Origin of the sequence: Streptomyces sp. NPDC004629, assembly GCF_042873595.1 — a bacterium.
GTDB lineage: Bacteria > Actinomycetota > Actinomycetes > Streptomycetales > Streptomycetaceae > Streptomyces.
Genome location: NZ_JBIALO010000014.1, coordinates 39,109 through 56,599, shown reverse-complemented (window position 1 = coordinate 56,599; position 17,491 = coordinate 39,109). Strand labels below are relative to the sequence as shown.

Sequence of the window (17,491 nt, the reverse complement as noted above, 5' to 3'; positions counted from 1 at the left end):
TAGTAGCCAAGTGGGGACAACCTAAGCATAGTTGGTTGCCAACTTGGCCGAGTTGGCGGAATTGGCGGAAGTTTTGCTTCCTGGCAGCCCGAAGGGGGAACCAAGTGCCCGCCCTCGCCCTCATCTGCGCCGTGTTCGTCGTCGGCTTCGAACAGCTCGTGCAATGGAAGTACGGTGCCACCGGCATTGTCGGCCTGCTGCTGCTCACCATAGGCGTCAAGGCGAAGAGCCCGGCGGTCAGCTCGGCCGGCGCGGTACTGCTCGCCGTCCTGCTGGCCGGTCCCGCCCTATGACGACAGCTGCAGATCCGAACTGATCGTCTCCCACAGCGCGTTGAACCAGAGATGGGACTGCTCGACGAACGTCGTGTCCCGCAACCCGGCACCCTGCTCGAAGCCGAACAGCATCGACCGGGTGCCGTCGGAGTCGTACATCTCCAACTGCTCGTGCTCGATCTCCCGCTCGCGCCGGGACAGCGTGTAGTAAGCGAACAGCGCCTCCGCACCGTTGAGCAGGTACAGCTTCACCGGCGGGGTGAACGGCAGTGCACGGAACGTGACATGCACGTCGATGCCGTGCGTGGCGCGCAGCGCCAGCAGGTTGTGCTGCAACACCTGGCCCTGGGCATTGCGCTGGGCCAGCCAGCGGCGGTGCAGCAGGCCCGCGGCCGAGGCCTCCACCGGGGCCGGGAAGGCGAGGTCGATGTCCCGGCTGGGCAGCAGGACGCGGACATCGACCTTGGCCGGTTTCAATCGGCCGGCGTGGATCTGACGCAGCGGCTCACCGATCGCCAGCGTGAGCGAGACGGAGGTCAGGCACAGGGCGTCGATCTCGACGTGCGGGGCCGCGAAGGCGGCGGCCACCCGGGACGCGAGGGCCACCATGGTGGGCTGCGGAGGGGCCGCCTGACCGGCCGGGGCGCGGCCGAGGCCCAGGTCGGGGGCCACGGTGGCGGGTGCGCCCTTGGAGACGTTGGTGAGCAGCCGCTCCGACTGCAGGATGCGCAACGCCTGTCGTACGGCGCCGCGTTCCACGCCGAACTCGTCGGCCAGCCTGGCCTGCGTGGGCATGCGCTGGCCTGGGCGGAGCACGCCGGACTTGATCCTGGCGCGCAACTCGTCGGCCACCTCGTGGTGTGACTTCTGTGGCCGCTGTGACCTCTCCCGCTCAGTGGCGGGGGCGTGTTCCGGGTCCACGAAGAAACCCTACAACTTCCCGCCATCTTTCGGCAGTTCATGGGAAGGTGGTTATGAGCCGCTTCCAAGCGGAGATAAGTACAGTGAAGTTGGTAGCCAACTTAGGCAACCTGGTCATACTTCCCGGTGGTTGGCCGACCGGGCTCCCTTCCGGAGGGGAGCCGGGAGCCTGGTCGGTCCGGCTCGACCGTGTATCGAACCGCCGCCGCCGGAGCACAGCCACAACTGAACACCGACAACTGAACAATCGCGGCCCAGCAGCCGTACAGCACAGTCACAACTGAACAAGCTCGCTACGGATGAACACGGTCGGCCGGGAGGAAGGAGTCAGAAGAGGTCCGGGCACCACGGTCGCCCGGACGTGTGCAGCAGGGCGTCGGCCACCTGGGCGGCGCCCTCTCGTACGTCCCGTACCCGGCCCAGCGCCAGCAGCCGCACGGCCGACTCGTCACCGAGCCACAGCGTGGCCAACTCTGCTATGTCCAGGACGAGTTCCGCGGCATCGTCGGTCGGCGTGCAGCTCGCGCCGGCCGGCGAGGCGGCCAGCCGGAACCGGCCGCCCGCGAGGCCCTGCCGGTCGACGACCTCCAGCACCAGCGTGCCGGTGCCGTCGTACGTGCGGGACTCCAGCGCCCGTACCACGTCCAGGATGCGCACCCACAGCCAGTCCGAGTGGGTCGTGACCCGGGCCGCGCGCGGGTCCGGCAGCAGCAGCGGGAGCAGGTCGTCCGGTGCGCGCCGGCCGCTCTTGACCTTGGTGATCCAGTCGATCGAGCACAGGTAGTGCCACAGGGCGCGCTCGGCCGCCGGGGTCGAGGCGATCAGCCAGTTCACGTCGGCGGTGTTCTGCGGCTGCTTGCCGTGCCAGGTGTCGTCGGCCTGGTACGAGACCAGGCCCTCCACCTCGCCGGAGGCGGAGCGGTAGGCGACGTAGTACGGCTCGGTCCACTCGTTGAAGCGTACGGCGCCCGTATTGACCTGCCACCACAGGTCGTCGCGGCTCACCGCGCCGGGCTGGGCACGGCGTACCCGCTCATGCAGCTCCGGGCCCGCCTTGCGGACCTCGGCCGCGCCCACCAGGTCGATCCGGGCGCCGTCCGCCGGGCCCGACCAGCGGGGGTCGAGGCCGGCGCGGGGCACGTCCACGGTCCACTCCGTGGTCCAGGTGGCGGGGCCGAAGCCGTAGCGGCCGTAGATCGGGTACTCGGCGGCGATGAGCGTCGCGACGACGTCACCGCGGTCCTTCGCCGCGGCGAGGTCCAGGTTCATCATGCGGGTGAGCAGACCGCGGCGGCGGTGCGTGGGGGAAACGGTCACGTTGGAGATCGCGTCCGCGGGGACGGTGGCGCCGCCGACCGCGGTGATCTCCTGGGCGAAGGATCGGAACGTCGCGACACAGCGGTCGCCGTCGAAGGCGCCGAGGAGGCGGCCGGGGACGAACTGGGGGCGGCGCGCCTCCAGTTGCTCGGGGGTCGGGGTGGGCGGGCGCAGGAAGCCGGTGTTCAGGGCGCGGTGCCAGTCGGGCAGCTCGGTCTCGGTGACGGGGCGGACGTCGGTCATGGGGTCACGGTAGGTCCGGTGCGCTGCGCTGTCGCGGGTTTTTCGGCCCACCCACCCGACTCGCCCGGCGTCCCCGGCCGCAGCCGACCCGTCGGCCCAAGCACCCCCGCGGGGGCTGTCGCCGAGGCGGTCATGGCGGCCAGGGGGCGGAAAGCCTCGGCGTCAGAGCAGGAGGTCGTCGATCTGGGCCTCGCCGTCTCGGTAGCGGCGGGTGATTTCTGCGCCGCAGTCGTCCGCCGTGCGCTGGAGGTGGTGGCGGCGGCGGGATGCCTGCCGTTCGTAGCGGACGAGGCGGCCCATCGCCGTGCTGAGTTCCTGGTCCGTGCGCGCCGTGAGGTCGGACAGCTCGACCTCGGCGAGCATGTCGGCGGCCAGCCGCCGGTACTCCTCGCCGTGCGGCGTGCCCACCGTGACATGGCGGGCCGAGGAACGCTGCCGGGCCGGGGCGTCGGTGAGGATCTCCGGGAGGCGGTCGACCACGGAGGCCGCCTCGGCCGCGGCGACGGACGCCGGCCCCCGCCGGGCCAGCTCCGCACGCAGGATGTCGATCCGCCCCTGGAGCAGCCGCCGTACGTAACTGAGGTCCGCCTCGTCGCGCTGGGCGTCCCGGCGCAGGGCCCGCAGCTCGGGCAGGCTCAGCAGGGTCAGGTCGTGCTCCGGTGTGTCCGGGTCCAGCATCGGGCTGTCGTTGCGCTGGACAGGCGGCCGGTGCGTCTCCTGCCCGCCCGCCAGGGCGGCCGCGATCGCACCGGGCGGCTGCCCGATACTCGGTGTGCTCATGTGCCTCTACCGTCCCCTCGACCGGCGTACGGGAGCATCGTGCCACCCCAAGTGGCCACTCTGCGGCCGAGTTGCCCCCGAACGGCCCCAGATGGGGGGTTAAGGCGCAAAAATCGGCTCGCCGACAGGTCCTTTCGGCCCACCAGCGGGCCGCTCCCGGGCACCCGGCATCATGGTCGGCATGCGTGCAGTGGTGCAGAGGGTGGACGGCGCGAGCGTCGTCGTGGACGGCGAGACGGTCGGGGCGATCGAGGGCGAGGGTCTGTGCGTCCTCGTCGGGGTCACCCATGAGGACACCAAGGAGAAGGCGGCGCAGCTCGCCCGCAAGCTCTGGTCGCTGCGGATGCTGCACGACGAGCGGTCGTGCAGCGACATCGGCGCCCCGCTGCTGGTCATCAGCCAGTTCACGCTGTACGGGGACGCCCGCAAGGGACGTCGGCCCACCTGGAACGCGGCGGCCCCCGGCGATGTCGCCGAGCCGCTGGTGGACGAGGTGGTCGCCCAGTTGCGTGCCCTGGGCGCGACGGTGGCGACGGGCCGGTTCGGCGCGCAGATGCGGGTCTCACTGACGAACGACGGCCCGTTCACCGTGCTGCTGGAGATGTGAATCAGGGCTCTACGACGGTCTCCTGGGCCGCCGCCGTGTCCCCGGCCATCAGCCGCGCGTCCACCGGCACATTCCGCTTGACCAGGGCGAGGGCGACCGGCCCCAGCTCGTAGTGGCGCACGGACGTCGTGATGAACCCGACCTTGCGGCCGTCGGGGTCCTCGTCCGCGAGCCGGATCCCGGTGCCGTGCGGGGGCAGGTGCACCTCGCTGCCGTCGAGGTGCAGGAAGACCAGGCGGCGCGGCGGCTTGCCCAGGTTCTGCACCCGGGCGACGGTCTCCTGGCCGCGGTAGCAGCCCTTCTGCAGATGGACCGCGGAGCCGATCCAGCCCAGCTCGTGCGGGATGGTGCGGTGGTCGGTCTCGAAGCCGAGGCGCGGCCGGTGCCGTTCGACGCGCAGCGCCTCGTGGGCGAGTATCCCGGCGGGCGGGCCGGCCTTCTCGGCGTACGACTCCAGGTCAGCGCGCGGGAGGAAGAGGTCACGGCCGTACGCCGTCTCGCGGACGACGACGCCGTCCGGGGCCTCGGCGATCGAACCGGCGGGCAGGTGGACGACGGCGAAGTCGGCCGTACGGTCGGCGACCTCGACCCGGTAGAAGAACTTCATCGATTCCAGGTACGCGATCAGTGCGTCCTGGGTGCCGGGCTCCACGTGGGCCCAGACGGTGCCGCCGTCGTCCACCAGGTAGAGGGCGTGTTCGATGTGGCCGTGCGCGGACAGGACCAGCGCCTCGGTGGCCTCGCCCGCGGGCAGTTCGCTGACATGCTGGGTGAGGAGGAGGTGCAGCCAGCTCAGCCGGTCCGCACCGGAGACGGTCACCACTCCGCGGTGCGAGAGGTCGACGAAACCGGTGCCGTCGGCGAGGGCGCGCTGTTCGCGGAACAGGTCGCCGTAGTGGGCGGCGACGCCTTCGTCCGCACCCTCGGCGGGGACGGCGCCGGGCAGGGTCAGCAGGGGGCTCTTCATGCGACAAGCCTACGACTCGGTAGTTGAACACTTGAGGGAGCAGTCGCGGCACCGACCGAAGATCGCGAAGTGTTTCATGTCCGTGTCGAAGCCGAAGTTCGCGCGCAGCTTGGCGGTGAACTCGGCGGCGACCGACACGTCCGCCTCGATGACGTTCTGGCAGTCCCGGCACACCAGGTGTATGTGGTGGTGGCGGTCGGCGAGGTGGTAGGTCGGGGCGCCGTGCCCGAGGTGGGCGTGCGAGACGAGGCCCAGCTCTTCGAGCAGCTCCAGCGTGCGGTAGACGGTGGAGATGTTGACCCCCGACGCGGTCTTCCGCACCTCCACGAGGATGTCGTCGGGGGTCGCGTGCTCCAGGGTGTCCACGGCTTCGAGCACGAGTTGCCGCTGCGGCGTCAGCCGGTAGCCGCGCTGCCTGAGGTCGCTCTTCCAGTCGGTGCTCACCACACACCCAGTCTAGGGCGGTACGCGCCCGATCATGCCTCGTCCGCCGGCACACCCCTCACCAGGGCATCGGCCGGCACGCTGCGGTACTCGGCCGGGCGGCGCGATCGGTACTGTCGACCCCAGCACCGGCCTTCGATGCGGAGGAAGCCCCCATGACCGCTCAGTATCCGGAATCGCGCCATGAGCCGTTGATCCCGATGCCCGCCCTCACCCCCGAGGGGCTCAGCGGCGCCCTTCCCGTGCAGCGCGGTTGCGGCATCTGGAGGAAGTGATCAGCGCAGGGACGGAGGACCCGACGGAAGCCATCGCGGAAATCCGGTCCATCCACGCCGCGGCGGAGGCGGAGACCGGCCTGTGAGCGACTGGAGCGGGGGCTACTTGAAGAAGGTGATTCCGTTGTCCGGGAGGTCGTCGGGGAGGGCCTTTGCCCAGCGCTCGACCTCCTCGGGGGTGACGACCTTCTTCAGGTGGGCGGACATGTAGGGGCGCAGCTCGACCTCGGGGGTCTGCTTCTCGCCGACCCACATCAGGTCGCTCTTCACATAGCCGTACAGCCGCTTCCCGCCGGTGTAGGGGCGCGCGCCTGCCGTCCGCGCCACCGCGTCCGTGACCAGGTCGATCTGCGGCTTCTTGGCGGCCAGTTCGCCGTACCAGATCTCGATGACGCCGTCGTCGCGGGTCATGGTGACCTCGACCTTGCGGTCGGCGTCGATCCGCCAGAAGCCGGACTCCGACTCCAGCGGGCGGACCTTGTTCCCGTCCTTGTCCAGCACCCAGGTGTGGGAGCGGTACTCCAGGAAGTCCCGGCCGTCGTGGCTGAAGGTGACCTCCTGGCCGAAGTTGCACTTCTCGGAGCCGGGGAAGTCGTGCACGCCCGCGCCGGCCCAGTCGCCGAGCAGGAAGGCCAGGGGGACCAGGTCCTTGTGAAGGTCCGACGGGATCTCGATCATGAGCGGTGTTTCCTGGATCGGTTCGGGTACGGGCTCAGCGCTGGCCCTGGTACAGCTTCTTCACGGCCAGCCCGGCGAAGGCGAGAACGCCGACGCAGACCAGGACCAGCAGGGCTGAGAAGAACATCTCCACGGGTGCTCCTTGAGCGAGGGTGGCATACAGGGCCGGGGCGGCCCCAGCTTACGTCAGCCCTCCTTGCCACCCTCCACGAAGGCACCCCACCCCGCGCAGGCCGTTCAGCCCAGCAGCCGGCTCTGCAAGGTCACCGTCTGCTGGAAGGGCACGGCCGCGGCGCTGCCCTTGCGGGACTGGACGACCAGGGCCACGACATCGCCCGCGCCGAGGTAGGCCTGCCGCACGTGTGCCGCGCCGTACGGCCTCACCTCGTCGTAGGCGAAGCGCGTGATCCCGCTGATGTCGGCGGCGGTCGGGTAGCCGTCGTCGGCCTCCGCCGCGGCGGCACCGCGGGCGGCGTAGACGGGCGTGCTGTAGTCGGCCAGCTCCCCCAGGACGTCCTCGGCCATGAGTGCCGTGTCGAACTGGAGCAGGTAGATGCCGGTGTGCGTGCCGTCCCCGGTGGTCCAGCCGCGGGCGGCGATGTGCCGCAGCCCGGAGTCGGTGAGCAGCTGTCCGATCTCCTCCCGGTCCTCCCGTGCCGCGAACACCGTCAGGAACCGCTTCGTGGGCAGCCAGCCGTCCGTGCCGCGCAGCGCCTTGTCGTCCGTCGCCCCGTCCGGCGCGGGCAGCAGCAGCGCGCGCAGGTCGGTGTGGTGGGTACCGGCCTCGTTGTCGGGGTCCAGCGGGCCGGGGCTGCCGGGCGGCAGCGGTGCCGCGCTGATCTGCGGGTAGGGCCAGCGTCCGTCCGACTGGGTGGCGAGCCCGGGTACGTCCGTACGGTCCAGCTGGGTGATCCCGTACGCGGTGCCGGCCCCCACCGCCGCGAAGACCGTGAGCGCGGCGGTCCAGCGCAGGACGGCCCGCAGGACACGACGGTCCCTGGGCGGCGGTGGAGCGGCCGGCGGGTGGTCGGTGCGCGGTCCGCCTGGACGAGGTAGCCGGCGCAGGTGCCGGCGACGATGCCGAGCACGGCTGCGGCGGCGATCAGCGCCGTCGTACGGCCGCGGCGGTGTGGGCGGGGTGCGTTCGGCTCGGCCGCTTCGGCGACGGCCGCTTCCTCACCCGGTCTTTCGGGATCTTCCACGACATCCCTCTCAGAACGTTGAGCGCGTCTTTCACATCGCGCGCACAGGAGACCCATGGGCAACACGCACCGTTGCAGGGAAGTTGATTACGATTCAGGCATGGCGAAGAAGCTCGTGATCAAGGTGACGGCGGGGGCCGATGCCCCCGAACGCTGCTCGCAGGCGTTCACGGTTGCGGCGGTGGCCGTGGCCAGCGGGGTCGAGGTCTCCCTGTGGCTGACCGGCGAGTCGTCGTGGTTCGCGCTGCCGGGCCGGGCCGCCGAGTTCGAGCTGCCGCACGCCGCCCCGCTGCCCGATCTGCTGGAGTCGATCCTGGTCGGCGGCAGCGTCACGCTCTGCACACAGTGCGCGGCCCGTCGTGAGATCACGGAGAAGGACGTCGTCGAGGGCGTACGGATCGCGGGCGCGCAGGTCTTCGTGCAGGAGGCGCTGGGCGACGACACCCAGGCTCTCGTCTACTGAGAACGAACCGAAAGGACGGCGCCGCAAAGGGGCGCGGGGAACTGCGCGACCAGCCACGACGGCGCCGCGGACGGACCACGGCCCATAGCGGCACTTCCAGCGGAGCGCTCAGTGGCGCTTCTTGCCGTCCAGCTCGTCCCACCACTCGTCGGACTCCGGGTCGCCCGACGGGTCGTCCCACCAGCGGTCCTCGGGGCCGCGCCGGTTGGCGATCATCGCGGCGACGGGCGGGATGACCATGGCCACCACACACAGCGCGACGGCCGCCGGCACGGACCAGATGCGCACGACCCCCCAGGCCAGGATGAAGAGCGCGATGCACACGCCCATCATGGCGAAGTACATGTGACGCCGCCGTGCGTACATAACTCCAGGGTAGGTCCGGACGGGCCGAAGGGCCGCGCCCGGGCGTCCAACCCGTGGGGCGCGGCCCTTTGGCCGTACGTGCTTGCTCAGACCGCGATCGCGACCTCCGCGAGGCCGCCCTGCTGGGCGACGACGGTGCGGTCGGCGGTGCCGCCGGGCACGAGGGCGCGGACGGTCCAGGTGCCCTCGGCCGCGTAGAAGCGGAACTGTCCGGTGGCGGAGGTCGGGACCTCCGCGGTGAACTCGCCGGTCGAGTCCAGGAGCCGGACGTAGCCCGTCACCGGCTCGCCGTCGCGGGTCACCTGGCCCTGGATCGTGGTCTCACCGGGCTTGATCGTCGAGGGGTCCGGGCCGCCGGCCTTCGCTCCACACATACTGCTTCTCCAGAGGTCAGAGGTCTTGAGGTCTTGACGGGTCGCGTTGCCTACTTGCCGGCGCCCAGCTCGATCGGCACGCCCACCAGGGAGCCGTACTCCGTCCAGGAGCCGTCGTAGTTCTTGACGTTCTGGACGCCCAGCAGCTCGTGCAGCACGAACCAGGTCAGCGCGGAGCGCTCACCGATGCGGCAGTAGGCGATGGTGTCCTTGGCGAGGTCCACGTTCTCGTCGGTGTACAGCTCCTTGAGCTCGTCGTCCGACTTGAAGGTGCCGTCGTCGTTGGCGTTCTTCGACCACGGGATGTTCTTGGCGGACGGGACGTGGCCGGGCCGCTGGGACTGCTCCTGCGGCAGGTGCGCCGGGGCGAGCAGCTTGCCCGAGAACTCGTCGGGGGAACGGACGTCGACGAGGTTGTACGCGCCGATGGCGGCCACGACGTCGTCGCGGAACGCGCGGATGGACTTGTCCTGCGGCTTGGCCTGGTAGTCGGTCGCGGCGCGCTCGGGCACCTCGGTGCCGTCGACCAGCTCGCGGGCGTCCAGCTCCCACTTCTTGCGTCCGCCGTCGAGGAGCTTGACGTTCTCGTGGCCGTACAGCTTGAAGTACCAGTACGCGTAGGACGCGAACCAGTTGTTGTTGCCGCCGTAGAGGATCACCAGCGTGTCGTTGGCGATGCCCTTCGCCGACAGGAGCTTCTCGAAGCCCTCCTGGTCGATGAAGTCACGGCGGACCGGGTCCTGGAGGTCCTTGGTCCAGTCGATGCGGATCGCGTTCCTGATGTGGTTCTTCTCGTACGCGGTCGTGTCCTCGTCGACCTCGACGACGGCGATGTTCGGGTCGTCGAGGTGCTCCTGCAACCAGTCGGCGTCGACCAGGACGTCGCTGCGGCTCATGCTCTTTCTCCTCCGGGGCAGTTACGGCGGGGCGTGCGAGTGCGTGGGGCGCGGACTCCCCGGGGGGAGCGCGCACGGGTGCCCTCAGCTGGGCGGTCGAAGAACGCGGAAGTCGGGGCTCCCGCTCAGAAGGGGCGACAGAGCATGGCGGAGACGCGGCACAGGTCTACTGCCCGCCGCTTCGTGAGGTCCGCCTGTCGCTTCATGGCCTCGATCGTAGGGACGGACGGGCGGGCATGTCACCGGTGTGTCGCATGATGAGATGCGATCGTCCGCAATGTGGGATTGAGGGAGGCGCCGCGCCACCCCGCACGGGCCCGCGGACCTCCGCGGCGCCCGGCATCTGCGGTGCGGACATGGCCGTCTCGCCTGTCGGACGCTCCGTGTCGGCCCGTCGGCGACCGTCGGACGCCGTTGGGCCGCCGTGGGCCGCGCGTCGGTGCCCAGGCCCGCCCGTGTGGTGCCTCGCGGCGGCGGTCGGCGCTGTCCGTCCTACCCGGCCAGCCGGACGTTCGAACCCTTCACCGTGATCTCGACGCCGTCCGGCGCCGCCTGCACCGTGTCCAGCTTGATGCCACCGGGCAGCTGGTCGATGGCCTGCTGGAAGTCGGTGATCTCCCGGACCCGGTCCTCGGCGAGGTCCGCACCGCCGAACTTGGGCAGGCTGTCGGCGTGCACCTGCACCGAGTCGCCCTTGACGGTGACCGTGCTGAGCACGGAGACGGGGTTAGGCAGCTTGGTGCCGAGGACCGTGGCCTCCACCGAGACCTTGATCTTGCCGTTGCCGCCGTCGGAGAGGCCGATCACGCGGGCGGTGACACCGGGGGCGACCTCGGTGGTGTCGGACTTGGCGGTCTTCAGCAGCTCGTCGTAGGCGATGGTCGCGGTGCCGTCGGCGGTCGCCGCGGTGGCGGAGCTGAAGTCGCCGGAGAACTCGACGCCCTTCATGTGCGCCTTCAGGCCGTCGATACGGACCGTCTGTCCGTCGGTGCCGGTGGGGGCCTGGTAGTCCTTGATGCCGACCTCGACGTCGTCCAGCGAGCCGCCGGCCAGCTGGGTGAGGAAGGGGAAGCCGTTGATCGACACGTCCGGGGTGGCGGACAGGTTCTCCGTCGTCCTGAGCCTGTCGGCCGCCTCGCCCTGTGCGAAGTGGACCGCGACGCGGTCGACGATCACGAACAGACCGCCGAGGATCACGACGACGATCAGGAGTATTCGCAACGCGCGCATGGGGTCCCCACCTAGGCAGTCGGCAACGCAGCCACGGTAACGCCGGCCGGGGCCGGTCCCCGGGTTTTGTCGATCACCTGTGACGTGCGCGGTCAGCCCAGGGCCCGGCCGAGGACCCACACCACCGGCGCCGCGGCCGACAGCGGCAGTGCCACACCCGCCGTGAAGTGCACAAAGCGGGACGGGTAGTCGTAGCCGGCCACGCGGTGCCCGATGAGCGCGCACACGGCCGCCGCCGCGCCGACCAGGGCGCCCTTCGCGCCGAGACCGGTCATCCCGCCGACCGCGATGCCGGCGCCCGTCGCCGCGAGGAGCGAGACGGCCACGGAGGCCGGGGTGGGCAGCGGGAGCGCGCGGGCCAGGACCGCCACGGCCACCGCGGCGGCGCCGACCGACGCGGCGTGCGGATCGGCGCCCAGGTAGCCCGTCGCGATGACCGCGAGCGCGGTGGCGGCGACCGTCGCCATCAGCCCGTACATCCGCTCGTCCGGGTCGGCGTGCGAGCGCAGTTGCAGGACCAGGGCGAGCAGGATCCACACGCCCAGCGGGCCGAGGATGGCCGCGGGCGCGTGCTCACGGCCCGCGACCAGCAGCGCCACATCCGCGGTGAGCGCTCCGGCGAAGGCGAGGGCGATGCCCTGCCGGGCGGGCCACATGCCGTTCAGCCGGAACCAGCCCGCCGCGGTCACGGCCTGGAGCACGACCAGCGGCACGACCAGGGCGTACGAGCCGACCGCCGCCGCGCCCGCGAGCAGCAGGCCGAGCAGCGCGGTGAGCGCGGCGGGCTGCATCCCCGGCTCGATGATCGGGGAGCGGCCCTCCATGCGGGCCCGCTGGGCGTCGGTGACGCGGGTGTTCCCGGCGAGGGTGGCGGGGCCGTACGCGGGCCCTGCCGTCTGCGGGACGGCAGGGCGGGTCTGAGCGGGCGCCTCCTGCGCCGTGGGCGCCCCGTGGGGCACCTGGGGCACTTGGGGCGCCTGATGCCCGTGGGGCGCGGCGGGGGCGGGGGCCTGGGCGGCGTAGCCGTGCGCCGGCAGGTACGCGGTCGACGCGGCCTCCTCGGCCGACGGCAGCGGCGCGTGGACCTGCGTCTCCCAGGTCTGGCCCTGCCACTGCTGGGTGAGCTGCGGGTCGTACCCGGACTGGTCATAACCCGACTGGTTGTAACCGGGCTGCCCATACCCGGACTGGCTGTAACCGGGCTGCCCGTACCCAGGCTGCCCGTACCCGGACTGGTCGTAGCCCTGTTGTGCGGGCCACGCCTGCGGGGCCTGGTGCCCGGCCTGCTGGGGCTGCTGCGGCCGGTAGGGGTCGTACCCCTCGTACGGACCGCCCTCATACGGCTGATGGGTCATCGCTCACCCTCCTGCGAATGGCGGGAGCACCTCGACCGTGCCGCCCTCGGCCAGCCGTACGGTCTCATGCGCGCGGGTCCCCACGGGGTCGCCGTCGACCAGGAACGAGCATCGCCGCAGCACGTGCGGCAGTTCGCCGGGATGCCGCTCGCGCACCGCGGCCAGCGCCTCGGCGAGGGTCGCCGCGTCATGGGCCTCCTCGGCGACCCCGGCCGCGGCCTTCGCGGCGGCCCAGTAGCGCACCGTGACCTTTGCCATCTCGTCCTCAAGTCCGTGTGTACACCAGTACGTAAGTCTCAACACGCCAGGCTAGCCCGCCCGGGCGGCCGCCCAGTCCCCGATCCGGGCCAGCAGTGCCCCGTCGGCCGCGTGCTCGGCGTGGCCCATGCCGGGCTCCAGCCACAGTTCCCCGTGGTCACCGGAGGCGGCGGCCAGCATCCGGGGATGGTCGAGCGGGAAGTAGCCGTCCCGGTCGCCGTGCACGATCAGCAGCGGGGTCGGCGCGATCCGCGGGACCGCCTCCACCGGGGACAGCGGGACCGGGTCCCAGTCGCGGTGGTGGATGCGGGTGCGGAACCCGTAGCGGCCGACCAGGCGGCCCTCGGGGCGCGTCACCAGCCAGTGCACCCGGCGCATGGGCGCGGTGCCCCGGTAGTACCAGCGGGCCGGGGCGCTCACCGCGACCACGGCGTCGGCACCCGGGTGCAGCGCCGCGTGCCGCAACACCACCGAGCCGCCCATGGAGAAGCCGACGGTGACCACGCGCGCGTGCCCGAACCCGCGGGCCCACTCCACCGCGGCGGCCAGATCCAGCACCTCCCGGTCACCGACCGTGGAACGCCCGCCGGACGCCCCGTGGCCGCGGAACGAGAAGGTGACGACCGCGCCCCTGCGGGCGAGGGCCGCCGCGACCCGGCGCACCTGCGGCCGGTCCACGTCCCCCGTGAAGCCGTGGGCGACGACGAACACCAGGTCACCGGAGAGTGGCGCGGAGGAGTCGTATACGACCGCGCCCGGGTCGTATACGGAATCGAGGGAAACCCCGTCGGCCGTGCGCAGAAACGTCCGCAAAGGTGCCTGTCTGCTCGTCTCGGACCCCGGACGAATGCGGGAACGTGCCACATGACCTGCCGGACCGTTGCTCATGTCGGCTATTCTGCTGGGCAGAGGACTCGGGCAGCGTAGCCCCCGGGTCCTTTTGTGCTTTCGGAAGCGTTGTATACGAAGCGGGAAACCGCAGGTGTACGGGGCCTTCGGGATCGCAGAGCAGTTCCCGCCGCACACGTCCTCGCAGGGACCGAGGAGGAACCAGACACATGAGTTCTCTGCTGCTCCTGACCAACGCCCTCCAGCCGTCGACGGAGGTGCTTCCCGCCCTCGGACTGCTGCTGCACAACGTGCGGGTGGCCCCGGCGGAGGGACCCGCCCTCGTCGACACCCCCGGCGCCGACGTCATCCTGATCGATGGCCGCCGCGACCTCCCCCAGGTACGCAGCCTGTGCCAGCTGCTGCGTTCCACCGGACCGGGCTGTCCGCTCGTCCTCGTCGTCACCGAGGGCGGCCTCGCCGCCGTCACCGCCGACTGGGGCATCGACGACGTACTCCTGGACACGGCCGGCCCCGCCGAGGTGGAGGCCCGCCTCCGGCTGGCCATGGGCCGCCAGCAGCTCGTCAACGACGACTCCCCGATGGAGATCCGCAACGGCGACCTGTCGGTCGACGAGGCGACCTACTCCGCCAAGCTCAAGGGCCGGGTCCTCGACCTGACCTTCAAGGAGTTCGAGCTCCTGAAGTACCTCGCGCAGCACCCGGGCCGCGTCTTCACCCGGGCCCAGCTGCTCCAGGAGGTATGGGGCTACGACTACTTCGGGGGCACGCGGACCGTCGACGTGCACGTACGGCGGCTGCGCGCCAAGCTCGGCCCGGAGCACGAGTCGCTGATCGGAACCGTCCGGAACGTCGGTTATCGATTCGTTACTCCTGAGAAGGGCGACCGCGCCGCGGACGAGGCGAAGGCCAAGGCGGCCCGGCCAAAGCCGGAGGATGCGGACACATCGGCCGTTCTCGACGACACCGAGGTCAAGGCCGAGGCATAGCCGCGGCCGGGGCGGGGCGTTGCTTGCGCACAGACAAGCTGCGATAGCCCCTGCCCAGCGCGAATCTCTCCGCGTAGACTCCGCGCGTGGCCAAGGTGACTCGGGATGACGTGGCGCGGCTGGCGGGCACTTCCACCGCCGTGGTCAGCTACGTCATCAACAACGGACCCCGGCCGGTGGCCCCGGCCACGCGCGAGCGTGTCCTCGCGGCGATCAAGGAACTGGGGTACCGGCCCGACCGGGTGGCCCAGGCCATGGCCTCGCGGCGCACCGACCTCATAGGACTGATCGTGCCGGACGCGCGCCAGCCCTTCTTCGGGGAGATGGCCCACGCGGTCGAGCAGGCCGCCTCCGAGCGCGGAAAAATGGTGCTCGTCGGCAATTCCGACTACGTCGGCGAGCGCGAGGTCCACTATCTGCGGGCCTTCCTCGGGATGCGGGTCTCCGGTCTGATCCTCGTCTCCCACGCGCTCAACGACCTCGCCGCCGCCGAGATCGAGGCCTGGGACGCCCGGGTGGTGCTGCTGCACGAGCGGCCCGAGGCAATCGACGACGTCGCCGTCGTCACCGACGACCTGGGCGGCGCCCAGCTCGCGGTGCGCCACCTGCTGGAGCACGGGTACGAGTACGTCGCCTGCATGGGCGGTACGGCCGACACACCCGCCGTCGGCGACCCGGTCTCCGACCACGTCGAGGGCTGGCGGCGCGCCCTGGACGAGGCCGGCATCCCCACCGAGGGCCGCCTCTTCGAAGCCCCGTACAACCGCTACGACGCCTACCGGGTCGCCCTGGAGATCCTTTCCGGTCCCGACCGGCCCCCCGCGATCTTCTGCTCCACCGACGACCAGGCGATCGGCGTGCTGCGGGCCGCGCGGGAGCTGCGGCTCGACGTGCCGGACCGGCTGGCCGTGGCCGGCTTCGACGACATCAAAGAAGCGGCCCTGGCCGACCCGCCGCTGACGACGGTCGCCTCGGACCGGTCCGCGATGGCACGGGCCGCCGTGGACCTCGTCCTCGACGACGGCCTACGGGTGGCCGGCTCCCGCCGCGAGCGACTGAAAACCTTCCCGTCCCGGCTGGTACTACGCCATTCCTGCGGCTGCGTGTGAGGTTTCTCAGGCGTCCATGAGGGCTTTCTGAGAGTCGCCGCCCAGCTGCGAGAACCCTCTTTATATCGGGCAAACGAGGTTCTGCCGGGCTTCTCAGGGAGCGCTCAGGAAGCTCTCATGGTGGCGGGCAAAGCTCTATGGCATGACCGAGAGCCTCCGCCGCAGCGGCGCGTACGAGAACCCCCAGGGTGACGCCCACCAGGGCGCGTACCCCCAGCAGCACGCCTCCTCCCCCGTGCACCCGGAATGGCCGCCGCCGCCCGCCCACCCGCCCGCGGAACCGGTCTCCGTCGAGCCGGGAACCACCGTGTGGCCGGGCGGCGGGGCCGCCGCGACGACCGCGCCGCTCGCCGCCGACGCCGGTCGGGGCGGCGCCGGCGGGCACGACGGCGGAACCGCTCTCCTTCCGACCGCGCCGGGCGGCGACGGCGCCGCGCCGCACGCCCCGCACCCCCCGCACAAGAAGCGCGCCCGGGGCCCGATAGGACTGCTGGCCGCCGTGGCGATCGTCGCCGCGGCCGTGGGCGGCGGCACGGCCTACGCCTTCCAGGAGCTGACCGGCAAGGAGTCCGCCGCGGTCAGCAGCGCCGCCACCCATGTGGTGCCGTCCAGCAAGAAGGGCGATGTCGCCGCCATCGCCGCCGCGGTCAGCCCGAGCGTGGTCGAGGTCAACGCGACGCTCGCGGGCGGCTCGTCCACCGGCTCCGGCGTGGTCATCACCTCCGACGGCGAGATCATCACCAACAACCACGTCGTCTCCGGCGCCTCGTCGATCAAGGTGCGGACCAGCGAGGGCAAGCAGTACACGGCGGACGTCGTGGGCACCGACAGTTCCAAGGACCTCGCCCTGATCAAGCTGCGTGACGCCTCCGGTCTGACGGCCGCCTCCCTCGGCGACTCCTCCGGGGTGCAGGTCGGCGACACGGTCGTGGCGATCGGCTCCCCCGAGGGGCTGACCGGCACCGTCACCAGCGGCATCGTCTCCGCCCTGAACCGTGACGTGACCGTCTCCACGGACGAGAGCCAGGGGCAGGGCCAGGGCGACGGGCGGTGGCCGTTCCAGTTCGGCGGCCAGGAGTTCAACGGCGACACGGGCTCCTCCACCACCACGTACAAGGCCATCCAGACCGACGCGTCCCTCAACCCCGGCAACTCCGGCGGTGCCCTGATCGACGCGGGCGGCAACATCATCGGCATCAACTCCGCGATGTACTCGGCCACCGACTCCTCGTCGTCCTCGGACGCGGGCAGCGTCGGCCTCGGCTTCGCGATCCCCGTCAACACCGTCAAGTCCGACCTGGCCAAGCTGCGGGCCGGCGCCACCGGCTGAGCGGGCGGGAGCGGAGAGCGCAGCGCACACGCACGAACACGACGAGCCCGAACACGACGAGCCCGAACACGACGAGCCCGAACACGAAGGGCTCGGCAGCACGAAGGCTCGGCAGCACGAAGAGCTAGGGAGCACGTCATGATCAACACGATCGAGCAGCTTTCGCACCCGGCGGCCGGGCTCGGCCCGACCTGCACCGCCCTGGCCCTTGAGGTGGCGTACGAACTCCACGCGCCCCGGCCGCCCGCCCGGGCCACGGAGGTCGCCACCCCCGAACTGATGGGGCTGCGCCTGCCCGCCGCCCGCCCGCACCGCCACAAGATCCCCCTGAAGCGCCTGACCGCCGTCCACGCCTGAGCCCGGACCGGCCGAACCCGTCCCGGACCGGTTCGCGGTGCACCCGGACCCGCGAGCGGCGCGCGAGGGCCGAGCCCGGCGCTCCACCCGCGGCCGGAAACCCGGTCCCGACCCCACCCGCACGACGCCGACTCCGTCCCCGGGCCACCGGCATCGACACCCCCGCCCACCGCGGCCTCCCCGAACCGGGGACCGGGAGGCCGGGG

Annotated in this window: 22 protein-coding genes; 7 read left to right on the top strand and 15 right to left on the bottom strand. The window is 71.4% G+C overall.

What is annotated here, in order from left to right; translation table 11 throughout:
- The first annotated feature begins 104 nt into the window (after positions 1-104).
- A complete protein-coding gene (locus ACFYTE_RS22300; protein WP_388713007.1) occupies positions 105-293 on the top strand; it encodes a hypothetical protein in 189 nt (62 codons plus the stop codon).
- Here the strand turns inward: ACFYTE_RS22300 and ACFYTE_RS22295 are convergent.
- From ACFYTE_RS22295 to ACFYTE_RS22285, 3 genes are all read right to left on the bottom strand, one after another.
- Positions 288-1,196 (bottom strand): GntR family transcriptional regulator, encoded by a 909-nt coding sequence (locus tag ACFYTE_RS22295; protein ID WP_388713004.1) that lies wholly within the window; start codon positions 1,194-1,196, stop codon positions 288-290. The two genes, ACFYTE_RS22300 and ACFYTE_RS22295, sit on opposite strands and share 6 nt — an antisense overlap.
- 327 nt (positions 1,197-1,523) lie before the next feature.
- Complete coding sequence (locus ACFYTE_RS22290) at positions 1,524-2,756, bottom strand: GNAT family N-acetyltransferase (RefSeq protein ID WP_388713002.1); 1,233 nt, start codon at positions 2,754-2,756, stop codon at positions 1,524-1,526.
- A 162-nt stretch (positions 2,757-2,918) separates the two neighbouring features.
- Positions 2,919-3,536 carry an aerial mycelium formation protein gene (locus ACFYTE_RS22285; RefSeq protein ID WP_388712999.1) on the bottom strand — a complete coding sequence of 206 codons (618 nt, stop codon included), beginning with the start codon at positions 3,534-3,536 and terminating at the stop codon, positions 2,919-2,921.
- 181 nt (positions 3,537-3,717) lie between these two features.
- Between ACFYTE_RS22285 and dtd the strand changes: the two genes are divergently transcribed.
- Positions 3,718-4,143: a D-aminoacyl-tRNA deacylase gene (gene dtd / locus ACFYTE_RS22280; protein WP_388712996.1), complete on the top strand. Its 426-nt coding sequence runs from the start codon at positions 3,718-3,720 to the stop codon at positions 4,141-4,143.
- Between the two features lies 1 nt (position 4,144).
- Here the strand turns inward: dtd and ACFYTE_RS22275 are convergent, their stop codons facing one another.
- The 4 genes from ACFYTE_RS22275 to ACFYTE_RS22260 form a co-directional block, all read right to left on the bottom strand.
- Entirely contained in the window at positions 4,145-5,110 is a 966-nt protein-coding gene (locus tag ACFYTE_RS22275; protein ID WP_388712993.1) for a YgfZ/GcvT domain-containing protein, read from the bottom strand.
- Positions 5,111-5,119: 9 nt separating this feature from the next.
- Entirely contained in the window at positions 5,120-5,557 is a 438-nt protein-coding gene (locus tag ACFYTE_RS22270; RefSeq protein WP_388712990.1) for a Fur family transcriptional regulator, read from the bottom strand.
- A gap of 374 nt (positions 5,558-5,931) precedes the next feature.
- The gene (locus tag ACFYTE_RS22265) at positions 5,932-6,507 is read right to left on the bottom strand and encodes an FABP family protein (RefSeq protein WP_388712988.1); all 576 of its coding nucleotides are present in this window, start codon (positions 6,505-6,507) and stop codon (positions 5,932-5,934) included.
- A gap of 237 nt (positions 6,508-6,744) precedes the next feature.
- Positions 6,745-7,443 (bottom strand): hypothetical protein, encoded by a 699-nt coding sequence (locus ACFYTE_RS22260; RefSeq protein WP_388712985.1) that lies wholly within the window; start codon positions 7,441-7,443, stop codon positions 6,745-6,747.
- Positions 7,444-7,809: 366 nt separating this feature from the next.
- On the opposite strand from ACFYTE_RS22260, the gene ACFYTE_RS22255 reads away from it, so the two are divergent.
- Positions 7,810-8,172, top strand: a complete 363-nt coding sequence (locus ACFYTE_RS22255; protein ID WP_388712982.1) for a DsrE family protein — start codon at positions 7,810-7,812, stop codon at positions 8,170-8,172.
- 108 nt (positions 8,173-8,280) lie between these two features.
- Here ACFYTE_RS22255 and ACFYTE_RS22250 read toward each other — a convergent pair whose 3' ends face one another.
- From ACFYTE_RS22250 to ACFYTE_RS22215, 8 genes are all read right to left on the bottom strand, one after another.
- The gene (locus tag ACFYTE_RS22250) at positions 8,281-8,538 is read right to left on the bottom strand and encodes a DUF3099 domain-containing protein (protein WP_388712979.1); all 258 of its coding nucleotides are present in this window, start codon (positions 8,536-8,538) and stop codon (positions 8,281-8,283) included.
- Between the two features lie 86 nt (positions 8,539-8,624).
- Positions 8,625-8,912, bottom strand: coding sequence for a DUF1416 domain-containing protein (locus ACFYTE_RS22245; protein WP_351734724.1), 288 nt, complete (start codon positions 8,910-8,912; stop codon positions 8,625-8,627).
- Between the two features lie 50 nt (positions 8,913-8,962).
- Positions 8,963-9,808 (bottom strand): sulfurtransferase, encoded by an 846-nt coding sequence (locus ACFYTE_RS22240; protein WP_388712976.1) that lies wholly within the window; start codon positions 9,806-9,808, stop codon positions 8,963-8,965.
- A gap of 125 nt (positions 9,809-9,933) precedes the next feature.
- Entirely contained in the window at positions 9,934-10,014 is an 81-nt protein-coding gene (locus ACFYTE_RS22235; protein ID WP_362163317.1) for a putative leader peptide, read from the bottom strand.
- A gap of 286 nt (positions 10,015-10,300) precedes the next feature.
- Positions 10,301-11,038 carry a DUF2993 domain-containing protein gene (locus tag ACFYTE_RS22230; protein ID WP_388712973.1) on the bottom strand — a complete coding sequence of 246 codons (738 nt, stop codon included), beginning with the start codon at positions 11,036-11,038 and terminating at the stop codon, positions 10,301-10,303.
- Positions 11,039-11,130: 92 nt separating this feature from the next.
- Positions 11,131-12,393: a hypothetical protein gene (locus ACFYTE_RS22225; protein WP_388712970.1), complete on the bottom strand. Its 1,263-nt coding sequence runs from the start codon at positions 12,391-12,393 to the stop codon at positions 11,131-11,133.
- 3 nt (positions 12,394-12,396) lie between these two features.
- A complete protein-coding gene (locus tag ACFYTE_RS22220; protein WP_388712967.1) occupies positions 12,397-12,651 on the bottom strand; it encodes a MoaD/ThiS family protein in 255 nt (84 codons plus the stop codon).
- 51 nt (positions 12,652-12,702) lie between these two features.
- Entirely contained in the window at positions 12,703-13,539 is an 837-nt protein-coding gene (locus ACFYTE_RS22215; RefSeq protein ID WP_388712964.1) for an alpha/beta hydrolase, read from the bottom strand.
- Between the two features lie 170 nt (positions 13,540-13,709).
- On the opposite strand from ACFYTE_RS22215, the gene ACFYTE_RS22210 reads away from it, so the two are divergent.
- The 4 genes from ACFYTE_RS22210 to ACFYTE_RS22195 all read left to right on the top strand — a co-directional run bounded on the left by ACFYTE_RS22210 (position 13,710) and on the right by ACFYTE_RS22195 (position 17,285).
- Entirely contained in the window at positions 13,710-14,489 is a 780-nt protein-coding gene (locus ACFYTE_RS22210) for a winged-helix domain-containing protein (RefSeq protein WP_388712961.1), read from the top strand.
- An 86-nt stretch (positions 14,490-14,575) separates the two neighbouring features.
- Positions 14,576-15,598 (top strand): LacI family DNA-binding transcriptional regulator, encoded by a 1,023-nt coding sequence (locus ACFYTE_RS22205; RefSeq protein ID WP_388712958.1) that lies wholly within the window; start codon positions 14,576-14,578, stop codon positions 15,596-15,598.
- 142 nt (positions 15,599-15,740) lie between these two features.
- A complete protein-coding gene (locus ACFYTE_RS22200) occupies positions 15,741-16,928 on the top strand; it encodes a S1C family serine protease (protein ID WP_388712955.1) in 1,188 nt (395 codons plus the stop codon).
- Between the two features lie 138 nt (positions 16,929-17,066).
- Positions 17,067-17,285, top strand: a complete 219-nt coding sequence (locus ACFYTE_RS22195) for a hypothetical protein (RefSeq protein ID WP_388712952.1) — start codon at positions 17,067-17,069, stop codon at positions 17,283-17,285.
- The last annotated feature ends 206 nt before the right edge of the window (positions 17,286-17,491 follow it).